The following is a 14,683-nucleotide window of genomic DNA, read 5'->3' on the forward strand; positions in this document are numbered from 1 at the left end:
TCAGCGGGTCTCGATGCGAGGGTCTAGCCAGGCCTGGACGAGATCGACCGTCATGTTGGCGATGATCACGAGCAGGGATGACAGGAGGAGAATTCCGAGCAGCACGCTGAAATCGCGGCTCATGACGGCCTCGAAGGCGAGGCGGCCAAGCCCGGGCAAGCTATAGACCGTCTCGACCACAACGGCGCCGCCGAGCAGGCCGCCGAAATGCATGCCGGCAACGGTGGTGACGGGCAGCAGCGCGTTGCGCAAAACGTGGCGCACGGTGATTGCGAGCGGCGACAGGCCTTTGGCCGCGGCCGTGCGCACATAGTCCTGCGCCTTTGCCTCGAGCATCGCGGCGCGCGCCAGTCTCGAATAGATCGCGATGTAGAACAGAGAGAGCGACAACGCGGGCAGAACCATGTAGCGCGCCCGGTCGAGCATGAGACCAAACCCGCTGACGGTTGAACCGATCGTCGTGGAGCCTCCGCTCGGCAGCCATCCGAGCTTGACCGAGAACAGCAGGATCAGCATCAGGCCAATCCAGAAACCGGGGATCGAGTAGAACAGCGTGACGATGATCGAGATCACCCGGTCCGGCCATCGCCCGGCGAACGTCGCCATCACAATGCCAAGCGCGATGCCGCCGGCGAGCGCGATGACGAGAGCGGTTGCCATCAGAGCCACGGTGCCGGGCAGGCGCTGCCCGATGATATCGGCGACAGGCAGGTTGTAGCGTGGAGAATAGCCGAGGCTAAAGTGAGCGAGATTGTCCAGATAGGTGACCAGTTGTATGAGCACAGGCTGGTCGAGCCCGAAGCGAGCCCGCAAGGCGGCGACCGTTTCCACCGTTGCGGAGCCCGACTCTCCGGCCAGGACGTCTGCGGCGTCGCCGGGCGCAAGCTGAAGGAGAAAAAAATTAATGATGATGATCCCGATCACGGTCGGGACCGCCTGCCACAGCGTACGACGAAAAGTCTTTGCGATGCGCGCAATGCTCGACATGATTCTTCTAACTTCCGCGGTTCGTCGACAAATTGCTGTTGAGCTCGGTGTTGCATAGGTACGTGGCCGTATCTGCTCGGCCGCCGTCGCTCGGTTGACAACGGCAAAATGCATCAGCAACGTCGATGCATTCGCGTGCGGCTGTATGAGTGCTGTGAACTGTCAGCAGATCGCGCGCATCATCACGACGGACATGATCATGACGATAGTGCACAAGCCGGGCGAAATTGTCGGCTGGCCGGTCTTCCCGAGCCCCGCGCAATATCCCGAGAGCCCTCTGGCGAAATCGCTGAAGCAGCCGTTGCTGCTTGGCTTGTTTCTCCCGATACAGGCAGGTGGCTGGAGCGCCTCGACCCTGCCGCGTTCGACGACCTGGACGTTCGACTACAATCGCGATCTGACGCTCGTCGCCGAAGCGTTGGGATTTGACCTCGTCTTCGCCCTGTCGCAATGGTTGCCGAAGGGCGGATATGGCGGCGTGTTCACGGGCCAGGCCCTCGATTCCTTCGTCACCACGGCGTCGCTCGCCGCCGTGACGTCGCGGATCATGTTGATCTCGACCATTCACGTTCTCTATGGCCCGATCCATCCGCTGCATCTCGCCAAGTACGGCGCGACGCTGGATCACATTTCGGGCGGCCGTTGGGGCATCAACGTCGTGACCGGCCATCGCGCCATCGAGCACGAAGCGTTCGGCTGGAACCAGATCGAGCATGACCGGCGCTATGAGCTGGCTGCCGAATTCCTGGAGGTGCTTCAGCGGCTGTGGGGCGATGAGGAAAATTTCTCCTTCGCTGGCCAGTCGTCCTGGAAGCTCAGCAATGCGTTCGTGACGCCCAAGCCGCAATTCGGCCGGCCGATCCTGGTCAACGCGACCGGGTCCGATGCCGGCATCGCCTTCGCGGGCCGCTATTCCGACATCGTGTTCATCACTAGCCCGGCCGGCTCGTCCTTTGAAAGCGCGATCGAGGCGCTTCCGGCGCATACAAAGCGCGTCAAACAGTCGGCTATCGATGTCGGCCGTGAGGTCCGCACCCTGTTGCATCCCATGGTCATTTGCCGGGAGACCGAGCGGGAGACCTGGCAGTACCACGACGCGATCGTGGCCCATCTCGATCCCACAGCCAGCATGCAGAATTTTGCCAGCGACGCGCACGCCTGGAAGGGGCGTGTCGGCGTCGATGCGCAAAAGCGGCGTGCCATTGGCGGCAACATTGAGGTGATCGGGACGCCGGAGCAGGTTGTGGAGCAATTCGTGCAGCTCAAGAAGGCAGGTGTCGACGGGCTTCAGCTCAGCTTCTTCGACTTCAAGCCTGACCTCGAGTTTTTCGGCCGACGCGTATTGCCTCTGATGGAGCAGGCCGGGTTGCGCCACGCCGTGCCAAAGCTCAAAGGCGGGTGAAAACGAGTGCATGAGGCTCAAGCAGACGTGGTTTCGCGCTGCGCTTTGGCCGCAGCGTGATCGCGGAAGCGCGCCGCCGAATGAGACGACGGCAGGCGCGCTTGACCGGGGCCGAAGATCTTTTCGCGCAGGGTGCCTGCGGCGTACTCGGTTTTGTAGACACCGCGCCGTTGCAGCTCCGGCACGACGAGCTCGGCGAAGTCCTGATAGCCGCCGGGCGTCACGGCGTAGCTGAGGTTGAAGCCGTCGATGTCGGTTTCGTCGACCCAGGCCTGAAGCTGATCGGCAACCTCGGCAGGCGATCCGACGATCACGGGACCGCGGCCGCCGATGCCGTTGTGCTCAATGATTTCGCGGATTGTCCAGGGGCGCTCCGTCCGCGAGAACGAGTCGATCATCGATGTGACCGAATTGTCCTTCTTCACCGTTGGGAACGGATCGTCCAGGCTATAGCGCGACAGGTCGATGCCAGTCCAACCGGACAGCAGGGCGAGCGAGCCCTTCGGGTCGATGTAGCGCTGGTAGTCACGGTACTTGGCCTCCGCCTCGGCACGGGTCTCGCCGGCGATGACGGTCATGAGTGCGTAGAAGCGGATGTCGCGGCCATCGCGGCCGAACGCGCGTGCACGGGCTCTGGTCTCGGCGACGTTTGCCGCAGTGCGGGTCTTTGAATGTTCGCCGAGAAACACCGCTTCCGCGTGCCGGGCAGCAAAATCCTTGCCGCGGTTGGAGGCGCCAGCCTGGAACAGGAACGGTGTTCGCTGCGGCGAGGGATGGGCCAGATGGATGGCATCGATCTTGAAATGTGCGCCATGGTGATGGACCTTGCGAATCCGCGTCGGGTCCGCGATGACTCCGCGGATCGGATCGACGATGACGGCTTCATCGTCCCAGCTCCCTTCCCAGAGCGCATAGACAGCGTCGAGGAATTCGTCGGCGAGGTCATAGCGCGGGTCATGCGCCATGACGGTGTCGCGGCCGACGGCCCGAGAGGCCGCATTCGAATAGCCGGTCACGATGTTCCAAGCGACGCGCCCGTTGCTCAAATGGTCCAGAGTCGAGAAGCGCCGGGCCAGCGCGAAGGGCGGCTCATACGATACGGGAGCGGTCACGCCCAGGCCAAGGTGCTCGGTAACATGGGCCATGGCCGAGACCAGCAGCATCGGATCGAGCTTCGGGATCTGTGCGCCGGTGCTGAGAGCCGCATCAGCCGTGCCTGCGTAGACGTCGTGAATCCCGATTCCGTCTGCAATGAAGATGGCGTCGAACTTGCCGGCCTCGAGAATCTTGGCCACATCCGTCCAATAATCGAGCGTCGCAAAGTCGAGGGATCGATCGTCCGGATGACGCCACAGGCCAGGTGACAGGTGGACGGGACTGAAGATGGCGAAGCCGTTGACTTGGATGATCTTGGACACGGTCACCTCGCGCACTCGGCGCAGTTACTGGAATGTGGATGGTTCGGGATGGGCGCCCGTGAGAAACCAGGTTCCCACGTTGCGTGTCTTGTATTCGGCCGGATTGTGCAGCGTATGGATGCGGACATTGCGCCAGAAGCGGTCATAACCATTGGCGATCGTAGCTGAGCGCGCTCCCATCACCTCGAAGATGCGGTTGGTGACATCCAGCGCGACCTCACCGGCATGAACGTTGGCACCGGCGATCACCACGGACGCCTCGCCGCGTTCCTGGGCGGTCAGGTCTCGGCCGCGCGCCCACACCCGATCGAGCGTTGCTGCGGCCTCGTCGGCAAGCAGCGTCGCCGCCTTCACGCGCGTATAGAGCTCGCCATAGACGCGCTTGATCCAGGGGTCGTCGGTATGCCGTTCAACTCCCGAATGGACCCAGGGGCGGGACTTCTCCCTTGTATAGTCCCGGGCAGTGATCAGCGCGCCCTGTGCGCTTCCGATGAAGACATTGAGCAATGTGGACTGTTGCAAGAACGGCGTGATGGTCTGATAGGGGCGGCCGCCATCGGGCTTGTGGTCCAGTACCTCATTGCGATGGACCCGCACGCCCGTGTAGGTGACTCGGCCGCTTCCGGTCTGGCGCTGTCCGAACCCATCCCAGTCGTTTTCGATCCGAATGCCGTCGCGATTGGCCGGAATGGCGGCGAAGCTGCGCGCGTTTGTCTCGTGGTCCTCCCAGGCGACCTGGAGATAGTCGGCAATGTGGGACCCCGACGTGAAGGGCCGATAACCGTCGAGGATGTATCCTTCGCCGTCCTTGCGGCCGAACAGACTCTTCGAGAAGCTGTTGGCAGTGTTTCCCCAGAACCAGTTGCCTGCAGCCGACCGCCGGAAGACATCCGCCGCCTGCTCCGAAGTGCCGCGCAGATGGGCTGCATGCTGCGAGCCGAAATGATAGCCATAGAGATGACCCAGCGCGCCATCCACCTTGGCGAATTCGCGGACGATCTTGAGTGCGGTTGACCAGCGCTCGCCGGAGCCGCCGAACTCTTGCGGAATCAGTAGATTGAGGAGGCCGCTGGCCTTGAGCTGAGCCAGCTGTTCGAGCGGCTTTCCACCGGCCCGGTCACGCTCTGCGGCGTCCCTGGCGAAGATCCGGCGCAAATCGACGGCCTTGGTGAAATGTGGATTTGATGTGTCGAGATCGAAACTCATTCGGCGATGCCTTGTATGTTATTCAGGCTTGCATGTTGCTCATGCTTGCAGCCAGACGTCGGCAAAGTTCGCAGACGGGCCGTCGATGGTGGCGGTGTGGTTCCGCAGCTTGCGGTTGGCGATGGTCAGGTTCGCCCCTGTCACCAGGTTGATGTCCGGTAGGTCGGTGGCGATGATGACCTGGAAGGCGCGGAACAGTTCGCGCCGCTTGGCGGGATCGCTTTCGACGGCGGCTGCTTCCAGCAGCCGGTCGACCTCCGGGTTGCTGTAACCCGAGCCGTTCGAGAAGGGGACGCCGGGCTTGAAGTTCTTCGACCAATAGAGCCGCTGCACTCCGACCGTCGGGTCGAAGGAGTGGCTCATGCCGTTGCTCATGAAGTCGAAGTCGCGATTGGTATAGGTGCGCTTGAACCAGGTCGGCACGTCCTGCGCCCGCAGGGTGACGCCGATGCCGATGTTGGCGAGCGCCTGGCGCGTGTAAGCCCCAAGCTGCTGGTAGGTCTCGCTATAGGGCATGTAGTCGTGAAACACCTCGAAGCGCCTGCCGTCCGGACCGCGGGGCAGCCCGGCTGCGTCAAGGATCGCTTCGGCTTTCTTCGGGTCGAAATCGTGCCGGGGAATGTCCGGATTGTAGAACTGCTTCAGCGCGGGACTGATGGCGGCCGGTGCATTCTGGCTCCAGCCATAGAAAACGACGCGATTGATCGCTTCGCGATCGACGGCGTGCGCCACAGCCCGACGGACCTCGGGCCGCGCGAAATAAGGGTTGGCAAGGTTGAACTCCAGCCGGTAGACGACCGGTTGGTAGTCGTAACCGCGCGTCTCGATGACCAGGTTCGGATTGGCCTTGAGCGTGTCGATCTGCCCAAGCGGCACTGGGGTGTCGGGCGCGTAGTGAACTTCTCCGGTTTCCAGCGCAACGGCGCGGGCATTGGCGTCGGCAATAAAACGGATCACGACGCGGTCGAGATACGGCTTGCCTGCGTCCCAATAGTTGGGATTGCGCTCCAGCAGGATGTGGCTGCCTTGCTTCCATTCCTTGAAGACGAAGGGGCCGGTCCCGATGGGTGCACGACCGTTCGGATTGGCGAGCGGATCGGAGCCTTCGTAGACATGCCGGGGAACGATCGGGGACTCTGAGGCCGTAAGCGCTGCGAGCAGATATGGCGCCGGCTTTTCCAGCACGATCTCCGCAATATGCGGATCGGGCGTGAGGACCTCACGCACCGATGCAAGGGTGCCTCGGCCGCGCGGATGATACTGCTTGAGAAGCTCGATCGAGTAGGCGACGTCGGCCGCGGTGAATTCCTTTCCGTCATGCCACTTCACGCCGCGCCGTAACTCGAATCGGTAGCGCAGCCCGTCTTCGCTTATAGTCCAGGATGTCGCCAGTTGAGGCCGCGGATGGAAGTCGAGATCGAAAGTCAGGAGCCCCTCCGTGACTTTCGGGCTGACGCGTGTCGTCGGGCCGGCGGTGTGGGTGAGGCTGACGAGAATCGGCGGTTCGGGTTGGATAACGATATTCAACGTGCCGCCGCGGCGGATGTCCTCAGCCGCACAGAGAGGTCGCGGTGCAAAGCCGCCCGCGAGCGCGCCCGATGCGAAGAGAAGCGCCTTGGAAATCTGTCGGCGTGTTGGTTCGTACATCTTTGATCGCGTGTCATTCGCAAATGTCGTTGCGTCAATAATTCATCGAAGGATCGGACAATCAATCCCGCGACACGTCAAATTGCATAATGAAAATGTTGCTACTGTACGCGCAGTAGGCCGCGCAAGCGAACACGCGTTGTGGCTTCAAACAACAAAAGCAAATTCTCTGCGAACCATGCCTAACATTGCAGTGGTCGGGAACTTCGCCGAGTGGCCGAGCGAATGACGATTTGTGGAAAGTTGAAACGAGACGGAGTGACGTGATGGGGCTCGATCGCCGAACGTTCAATCGCGGCATGCTCGCCGCCAGTGCTGTCACGCTGCTCCCGTTGGCAAGGAGCGTTGCGGGAGAAGTCCGCCCTGTCTCCGGCGGTACCTTGAATTGGGTCTATTATCCTGATCCGTCGGCGATCATTGCGATCAACACATCGTCTGGAACCGGGCAGACCATCGGCACCAAGATCAACGAGGGACTGCTCGCCTACGACTATGATCTCAATCCACGGCCGGTTCTGGCGACGTCATGGACGATCAGCGCGGACGGGAAGCGCTACACGTTCCAGCTAAGGCCCGGCGTGAAGTGGTCTGACGGAAAGGAATTCACCTCGGCCGACGTCGCGTTCTCGATCGAACGCCTGAAGATCGCTCATCCCCGCGGCCGGATCACGTTCGCAAATGTCGAGACGATTGAAACGCCTGATGCGTTGACGGCCATCATCGTGCTGTCGAAGCCGGCGCCATACCTCATTACTGCATTGGCCGGTGCCGAATCTCCGATCGTGCCGAAGCATATCTATACGGCGCTGAAGCCTGACGAGCAGCCGCGGCTGGAACAGACGATCGGGACCGGTCCGTTCCTCCTTCGCGAGTGGGTTCCCGGGAGTCATCTCCTGTTCGTCCGCAACCCGAACTACTGGGATGCGCCAAAGCCCTATATCGATCGCCTGGTGCTCAAGGTCATTCTCGACCCGGCTGCGCGGGCTGCTGCGCTTGAGGCCGGAGAGGTCGATATCGGAGCTACCCCCGTGCCCTATGGCGACATCGAGCGGTTCAAGGTCGACAAGCGCTTTGTCGTCGACACCACCACTTATGCCTATTCCGGCCCGCAGCAGCAGCTCTTTTTCAACTTCGACACTCAGCTCCTGCGGGATCGTCGCGTGCGTAAGGCGATCGCCCACGCGATTGATCTGAAGGCTCTGTTGAATATCGTCTTTTATGGGTACGCGCTCGTTTCGCCGTCACCGGTCAGCACAGCCCTGCCGAAATTCTACGATCCCAAAATCCAGGCGTGGCCGTTCGACCCGAAGGCGGCCGAGCAATTGCTGGATGAGGCGGGCATTGTGCGCGGCGCAGGCGGGATCCGGGCCAAGCTGAAATTGACGCAAAATCCGTTCCTGCCGGCAAGTCTTTCGGACTTCCTGCGCAATTCTCTGCGCAGTATCGGGCTCGACATCGAGATCCAGCGATACGATCTCGCGACCTACCTGAACGTCGTCTACCGCGACCGGGCGTTCGACCTGACCGTCGAGAGCCTGTCGAACACGTTCGACCCCAGCCTCGGGATCCAGCGCGCGTACTGGTCGAAGAACTTCCGTATCGGGCTGCCGTTCTCGAATGCCGCGCATTACGACAATGCCGAGGTTGATGGGTTGCTGGAGGCCGCGGCGATCGAGCCGAATGTCGAGAAGCGGCGCGAGATCTGGTGGAAGTTCCAGTCTGTGATCCATGAGGAGGTTGCCTCGGTCGACCTCGTTGCGGCCGGCGGTGTGATCATCGCGAATAAGAAGGTCCGTAACTTCGCGCCGGGCGGGGAAGGATTGAACGGCAGCTTTGCCGACCTCTGGATCGACCCGTCGGCATGATCCGAAAATCATATTCTTCCGCGTCGGATCGTTTCTGAAGAAGAGACGTACCGCCGGACGCTGCAAGAATGAAAATCTGTGAGATTGCGCAAAGCGAAAAGCAATCGTCATATCGGCCCACAATCGCTCCGCAATATCGATAGTCAAAGGACAACTGCATGTCGCGTCGCAAGGAGAGGCTGTCTCTCGGCGCCTTTCTGCTCTTTACCGGTCACCACGTCGCCGCGTGGCGCTCGCCGCAGGCATCCGACAGTCAGTCTCTGGCGGATTTCGTGCATTTCGCCCGGATCGCGGAGGACGCCAAGTTCGACGCTATCTTCCTGGCAGACATGGTCGGCGTGCGCATCGATCGCATCGAAGCGTCCAGCCACAAGGCCCACAGCGGGGTCTATCCGTTCGAGCCGATCACGCTGTTGTCGGCGCTCGCGGCCGTCACGTCCCGGATCGGCTTGGTCGCCACGGTTTCGACAAGTTACAGCGAGCCGTTCAACGTGGCGCGGCAGTTCGGCTCGCTCGATCGTTTGAGCGGCGGTCGATCCGGCTGGAATCTTGTCACGTCGACAGAAGCATCGGCCGCGTTGAACTTCAATCATGATGGTCTCGTCGCCCACGCCGAGCGCTATGCCCGAGCGGAAGAGTTCGCCGACGTGGTTCTCGGCCTGTGGGATAGCTGGGATCACGATGCCTTTGAGCGAGACCGCGCAAGCGGCCGGTATTTCGATCCCGAGAAGCTGCACCTCCTCAACCATCAGGGCCGTCATTTTAAGGTGCGCGGTCCCCTCAACATCCCGCCGTCGCCGCAGGGGCGGCCGGTGCTGGTGCAGGCCGGATCGAGCGGACCCGGCAAGGAGCTGGCGGCGCGAACGGCGGAAGCCATCTTCACTGCACAGCAGACGCTCGAAGATGCCGTCTCGTTCTACTCAGATGTGAAGGGCAGATTATCAAAATATGGCCGGGACGCGGACGAACTGAAGATCCTGCCCGGCATCTTTCCCGTGGTTGCGGAGACCGAAAGCGAAGCGAAGGAGAAGTTCGACGAATTGCAGTCACTGATCCTTCCTCAGGTCGGCCTCGATCTGCTCGCCGGCTTTCTCGGAGCGCCCGAGATCGTCCACGCCGACCCGAACGGACCAATTCTGCCGCTAAAGGAGACCGAGGGCGGCAAGAGCAGACAGGCGCTTCTGCTCGAGCTGGCGCGCCGGGAAGGACTGACCGTTCGGGACCTTTATCTGCGGATCGCCGGCGCGCGCGGTCATTGGCAATTGGTCGGTACGCCAGCGCAGATCGCGGACCAGCTCGAGGAGCGCTTCCAGAATTACGGCGCCGACGGCTTCAACATCATGGCTCCGACGCTGCCGGGTGGTCTGACCGATTTTGTCCGCCTGGTGGTGCCCGAGTTGCGCCGTCGCGGCCTCTTCCGGCACGAATACGAGGGAACGACCTTGCGCGACCATCTCGGCCTGCGCCGCCCGCAGCCGGCGCGACGCCCCGCGGCCGTAGCCGCCGAATAGTTCGAAATGCAGCAGGAAATCACGTCATGATCGGAAAACGCACGCTTCTCCGCCACCTGCTTGCGGGAGCAGGACTCTTGGTCGCGGCGGCGTCGCCGGGCTGGGCTGCTGATACGATCACGGTCAGGATCGGCTTCGCCTCAGTCGGTGCCGACAACCGTCAATTCTCGGGTGGATCATCGGCCGGGGTCGCGCACTCCGAACACTACCTCGATCGCGAGTTCAGCGACCGGCCCGAGGTCAAGATCGAGTGGTATTTCTTTAAGGGGGCGGGCCCTGCGGTCAACGAGGCGTTCGCCAACAACCAGCTCGATTTCTCGATCCAGGGCGATCTGCCGGAGATCATTGGCCGGGCGAATGGACTGAAGACGAAGATCCTGCTGGCTTCGGGCGCGCACGCACCGATCTATCTCGCCGTGCCCTTTGGTTCGCCGGTTCGCAAGGTTGCGGATCTGCGTGGGAAAAAGGTCTCGATCTTCCGAGGCACCAACAATCACCTTGCCGCCGTGAAGGTGCTCGCCGGCAACGGCCTTCAGGAGCGCGACGTTCAGGTGATCAACATGGACACCGCGACGACCAACGCGGCACTGACCTCCAAGGACATCGACGCCGCTTTCGGCAATTTCCCGTTGGCGGGCCTCGCCGAGAAGAACATCGCGGAGATCATCTATACGACCAAGGGTGATAACCCGGCCTATGAGCGCCACTCGACGCTGATCGGGCAGGAGGCCTTCATCAAGGCGCATCCGGACATCACGCAGAAGATCGTCTCTGCGATCGTGAAAGCTGCGCGTTGGTCGTCAGAGGAGGCCAATCGGGAAGCGTTCTTCGAGATTTCATCTCGGACCGGCTTCCCGGCGTCGGGCTATCGCTTCGACTTCTCCAATCAGGAGTTGAAGTACCGCAATACGCCGATCGTCGATGCCTCGATCATTGAGAGCTATCGCGTGCAGGCGAAGCAGGCCAAGGAATTCGGTCTGTTGCGCCGGGACGTCGACATCGACGGATGGTTCGACCGGTCGTTCCTCGATGCAGCGCTCAAGGAGCAGGGATTGGTAGGCTATTGGCACGAATATGACGCGAGCGGCAAGCCGCTGACGGCGGGGCAATGACCGCGTTGTCGCAGGCGGACGCGACGCCATCTGCAAGCGCCGGTCGAAGCGGCGCGCATCTCGACATTCGCAATGTTTCGAGATCGTTTGTTGTCAACGGCACGATGATCGAGGCGTTGAAGGACGTGTCGCTCGATGTTGCCGCAGGCGAGTTCGTGGTCCTGCTCGGTCCGAGCGGATGCGGGAAATCGACCCTGTTGCGGTTGGTCGCCGGACTCGATCGCGAGTTTCGCGGGAGCATCAGCTTGGACGGCGAAACGATTTCCGGGACCAGTCTCGATCGCGGCATCGTCTTCCAGGAGCCGAGACTGTTCCCATGGGCAACGGTCGCACAGAACATCGCGCTAGAGCGTTTTCCGATCACGTTGCGTCGTAACCAGCCGCGACGAGATAATTTTGACATTCCTCGGGTGAGAAGCGTTTGAGAGCGTTGGCGATTGCTTGCCAGAGATCGGGCATGGTGCGCGCTGCGGCGGCCCGCAACAGCGCTTTCAGTTTGGAGAAGGCCATTTCAATCGGGTTGAAGTCTGGACTGTAGGGCGGAAGATAGAGCAGGCTAGCTCCGACCGCCTGGATGGCCTCTCGAACGCCATGGACCTTGTGAGCGGGCAAGTTGTCCATGATAACGGTATCGCCCGGCCGCAGCGATGGGGCGAGCAATTGCTCGACGTAGGCCAGGAAAGCGTCGCCATCCATTGGACCGTCCAGAACAAGCGGCGCGATCAGACCGTCGGAGCGCAATCCAGCGGTGAATGTCGTCGTCTTCCAATGTCCGTGTGGGATAGCTGCACGACATCGCTCGCCGCGTGGCGAGCGCCCGTAACGCCGCGCCATTTTGGTGTTGGCGCTGGTTTCGTCGATGAAGACGAGACGCTCAGGGTCAAGGTCGATTTGCCCTTCGAACCACTCCTCACGTGCGGCATTTATATCGCCGCGCCGTTGCTCGGCGGCGTGCGCTGTCTTTTTTTAAGTGTGATCTTTCTGCGCTGGAAAAAACGCCAGAGCGACGCGATGCCAGTCGATATTCCACGACGTTTCAACAGTTCTCGCAACTCGGCAAGCGTGATATCCGGCCTCGCTGTCACCGCCTCCAGAATCAATTGCGAATGCGCTTCGATGCGCTGCGATTTGCGGTCACCGCCCTGGCGTTTAGGAACGATGTCGCCAACTTTCTTGAGACGACCGCGCCAGCGGATCGCACTGGCCGCGCTGACACCAAAGCGCTCAGCAGCCTGTCGACAGGACATGCCACCGTCAATCGCGGCTACCACCCTTTGGCGAAGATCAACCGAAAGCGCCCTGGCCATACATGCTGGCCTCCCTCGCCAGCATGCAGCTTGAATCTGACTCGCGCCGTTTTGGGAATCCCCACCCGATTCTTTCCGGTCGGAAAATGCTCTAGGTCTCAAGAATGCGCCGCTCAGCGAGCGCGCCAAAAAGGAGACGGTTGCCGCTCATATCTCGCTGGTCGGTCTGGACGGATTTGCCGAGGCCTATCCGCACCAGCTCTCCGGCGGCATGGCGCAACGCGCGGCCATTGCCCGTGGTCTAGTCAACCGCCCGCGGCTGCTGCTGCTCGACGAGCCCTTTGGAGCGCTCGATGCATTGACGCGTGGGCGCCTTCAGCTCGAGCTTCAGCGGATCTGGGCGCACGAGAAGATCAGCACGGTCCTCGTGACCCATGACGTCGACGAAGCCGCGCTGCTCGGCGATCGCGTCGTCGTGCTCGCACCCCGACCGGGCCGGGTCGCCCGCATCTTCCACGTGACGGCGTCGCGTCCGAGATCGCGAAGCAGTGATGAGCTTATCCATACCCGCAACGAAATATTGAGGACGCTCGGCGATGGCGGCGAGGTCACGAAAGAGCTGTCGAGCGGAGCAGACGCATGACCGACGCCGCAATCCGGACGCCAGCCGGACCACGCACATCATGGCACTTTGCTATTCGCCGTATCATCGCCGGTCCTGCGGGGCCGGCGGTCGGTCGGCATCTGGCGGCTTTCGGCTGGTTGCTGGTGTTGCCGGCGGTGGCGCTTCCGATCTGGATCATCGGCGCCGATCGGGGCTGGCTGCCGGAACAGATCCTGCCGCGGCCGGGCGATGTCCTGCACACGCTGCGGGACATGATCGTGAGCGGCGAGCTCGCCCAGCATGCCGGCTACAGCCTGCGGCGGGTTGCCTATGGTTTTGTGGTCGGCGCCGGCGCCGGCCTGGTGATCGGCTCCGCCATGGGGCTGTCGCGCCGCGTGGACGAATATGTGCGGCCGCTCTTTACGGCGATCGCGCAGGTGCCGGCACTTGCCTGGATCCCGCTGGCGATGTTGCTGCTCGGTATCGGCGAGGCGCTCAAGATCGTGGTGATCGCGAAGGCGACGTTCATACCCGTCGTCATGAATACGAGCGCCGGCATTGCGAATGTGCCGAAGGCGTTCGTCGAAGTTGGCGAGACGTTTCGCTTTACACCTTTGCAGATGCTGCGCCACGTCGTGCTTCCGGGAGCGGTGCCGCCGATCTTCACCGGCCTGCGCTACGGCCTGACCCATGCATGGATCGCGCTGGTCAGCGTCGAATTGCTGGCCTCATCCGAGGGGCTGGGCTATCTCCTGGTCTGGGGGCGCCAGATGTTCTGGCTCGACACCGTGCTGGTCGCCATGATCGTCATTGGCGTTATCGGCTTCGTCAGCGACAAGGCGCTGGCTGTGGTCGAAGGCCGGCTGCAGCGTTGGCGGATCGATCGTGTCCGATAGCGCCGCGTTCAGGACCGTCGGCCGCGGACTGGTTCTCCCGCTCGGCCTGCTTCTGCTCTGGGAGATAGCAAGCCATTCCGGCCTTGTGAACCGACAGTTTCTGCCGCCGCTCGAGCACGTCGGGATCAGCTTCTGGGAGGAGCTGAGCAATGGCGAGCTCATTCAGGCGCTTGCCGCCAGCCTTCGTCGCGATCTCCTAGGATTTGCGCTCGGTTCTAGTATCGGCACCCTGGTCGGACTGCTGCTTGGCCTGTCACGCATTGCCGATCGTATCTTCACGACCTGGTTCAACGGAATGAAGCAGATCGCCTTGTTGGCCTGGATTCCGCTGATCTCGCTGTGGTTTGGGTTCGACGAGACCGCAAAGGTCGTCTTCATTGCGCTGGCGGCTTCGATACCGGTCATTCTCAATCTCGTCGAGGGCGTGCATACGACCTCGGAACAGCTGGTCGAGGTTGGTGAAGTCTTTCGCTTCAATCGCCTCCAGTTCATCGTCTACGTCTATTTTCCGGCCGCGCTGCCATCGCTTCTGACCGGCCTCCACCTCGCACTGATCTACGCATGGCTTGCCACGATCGGCGCCGAGTACTTCATGGCGGCTGGTCCCGGCATCGGAGGGCTCATCATCGCGGGCCGTGAGCGCTTCGACATGGACCTTGTCATGCTCGGCATCCTGGTCGTGGGCACTGTAGGCTTCGTGATCGACCACGGAGCAAGCTGGCTCGAGCAGAGGCTCATACCCTGGCGCAGGGGATAGAGACTCGCGTCGTTGCGGATCGGTTCTACCC

The 14,683-nt window shown here is 61.8% G+C and carries 12 protein-coding genes and 1 pseudogene; 8 read left to right on the plus strand and 5 right to left on the minus strand.

Annotated elements, in window-relative coordinates:
- Nucleotides 1-987, minus strand: coding sequence for an ABC transporter permease (locus ACVIGB_RS01020; protein ID WP_456717509.1), 987 nt, complete (start codon nucleotides 985-987; stop codon nucleotides 1-3).
- A 199-nt stretch (nucleotides 988-1,186) separates the two neighbouring features.
- Between ACVIGB_RS01020 and ACVIGB_RS01025 the strand changes: the two genes are divergently transcribed.
- Complete coding sequence (locus ACVIGB_RS01025) at nucleotides 1,187-2,389, plus strand: LLM class flavin-dependent oxidoreductase (RefSeq protein ID WP_456717508.1); 1,203 nt, start codon at nucleotides 1,187-1,189, stop codon at nucleotides 2,387-2,389.
- 17 nt (nucleotides 2,390-2,406) lie between these two features.
- Here the strand turns inward: ACVIGB_RS01025 and ACVIGB_RS01030 are convergent, their stop codons facing one another.
- Genes ACVIGB_RS01030 through ACVIGB_RS01040 form a run of 3 tightly spaced genes read right to left on the minus strand, consistent with a single transcriptional unit; the run spans nucleotide 2,407 to nucleotide 6,660 of the window.
- The gene (locus tag ACVIGB_RS01030; protein ID WP_456717507.1) at nucleotides 2,407-3,807 is read right to left on the minus strand and encodes an LLM class flavin-dependent oxidoreductase; all 1,401 of its coding nucleotides are present in this window, start codon (nucleotides 3,805-3,807) and stop codon (nucleotides 2,407-2,409) included.
- Nucleotides 3,808-3,831: 24 nt separating this feature from the next.
- Nucleotides 3,832-5,013: an acyl-CoA dehydrogenase family protein gene (locus ACVIGB_RS01035; RefSeq protein WP_456717506.1), complete on the minus strand. Its 1,182-nt coding sequence runs from the start codon at nucleotides 5,011-5,013 to the stop codon at nucleotides 3,832-3,834.
- Nucleotides 5,014-5,052: 39 nt separating this feature from the next.
- Nucleotides 5,053-6,660: an ABC transporter substrate-binding protein gene (locus ACVIGB_RS01040; RefSeq protein WP_456717505.1), complete on the minus strand. Its 1,608-nt coding sequence runs from the start codon at nucleotides 6,658-6,660 to the stop codon at nucleotides 5,053-5,055.
- A 266-nt stretch (nucleotides 6,661-6,926) separates the two neighbouring features.
- Between ACVIGB_RS01040 and ACVIGB_RS01045 the strand changes: the two genes are divergently transcribed.
- From ACVIGB_RS01045 to ACVIGB_RS01060, 4 genes are all read left to right on the plus strand, one after another.
- A complete protein-coding gene (locus tag ACVIGB_RS01045; RefSeq protein WP_456717504.1) occupies nucleotides 6,927-8,525 on the plus strand; it encodes an ABC transporter substrate-binding protein in 1,599 nt (532 codons plus the stop codon).
- A 158-nt stretch (nucleotides 8,526-8,683) separates the two neighbouring features.
- Nucleotides 8,684-10,036 carry an LLM class flavin-dependent oxidoreductase gene (locus ACVIGB_RS01050; protein WP_456717503.1) on the plus strand — a complete coding sequence of 451 codons (1,353 nt, stop codon included), beginning with the start codon at nucleotides 8,684-8,686 and terminating at the stop codon, nucleotides 10,034-10,036.
- 26 nt (nucleotides 10,037-10,062) lie between these two features.
- A complete protein-coding gene (locus ACVIGB_RS01055; RefSeq protein ID WP_456717502.1) occupies nucleotides 10,063-11,148 on the plus strand; it encodes an ABC transporter substrate-binding protein in 1,086 nt (361 codons plus the stop codon).
- The gene (locus ACVIGB_RS01060; protein ID WP_456717501.1) at nucleotides 11,145-11,573 is read left to right on the plus strand and encodes an ATP-binding cassette domain-containing protein; all 429 of its coding nucleotides are present in this window, start codon (nucleotides 11,145-11,147) and stop codon (nucleotides 11,571-11,573) included. Before ACVIGB_RS01055 ends, ACVIGB_RS01060 begins: the two co-directional genes overlap by 4 nt.
- Here ACVIGB_RS01060 and ACVIGB_RS01065 read toward each other — a convergent pair.
- Nucleotides 11,509-12,455 (minus strand): IS630 family transposase gene (locus tag ACVIGB_RS01065; RefSeq protein WP_166081867.1). Its coding sequence is split into 2 segments (ribosomal slippage): nucleotides 11,509-12,116 and nucleotides 12,116-12,455, totalling 948 coding nucleotides; the frame shifts between segments, so codons are not numbered across the junction. The genes ACVIGB_RS01060 and ACVIGB_RS01065 overlap by 65 nt on opposite strands.
- A gap of 115 nt (nucleotides 12,456-12,570) precedes the next feature.
- Here ACVIGB_RS01065 and ACVIGB_RS01070 point away from each other — a divergent pair.
- The 3 genes and pseudogenes from ACVIGB_RS01070 to ACVIGB_RS01080 form a co-directional block, all read left to right on the plus strand.
- Nucleotides 12,571-13,038, plus strand: a pseudogene (locus ACVIGB_RS01070) (ABC transporter ATP-binding protein); the annotation flags it as partial.
- Complete coding sequence (locus ACVIGB_RS01075) at nucleotides 13,035-13,895, plus strand: ABC transporter permease (RefSeq protein WP_456717500.1); 861 nt, start codon at nucleotides 13,035-13,037, stop codon at nucleotides 13,893-13,895. The pseudogene ACVIGB_RS01070 and the gene ACVIGB_RS01075, both read left to right, overlap by 4 nt.
- Nucleotides 13,885-14,652, plus strand: coding sequence for an ABC transporter permease (locus tag ACVIGB_RS01080; RefSeq protein WP_456717499.1), 768 nt, complete (start codon nucleotides 13,885-13,887; stop codon nucleotides 14,650-14,652). Before ACVIGB_RS01075 ends, ACVIGB_RS01080 begins: the two co-directional genes overlap by 11 nt.
- Nucleotides 14,653-14,683: the final 31 nt, after the last annotated feature.

Source organism: Bradyrhizobium sp. USDA 4341, from assembly GCF_054063755.1.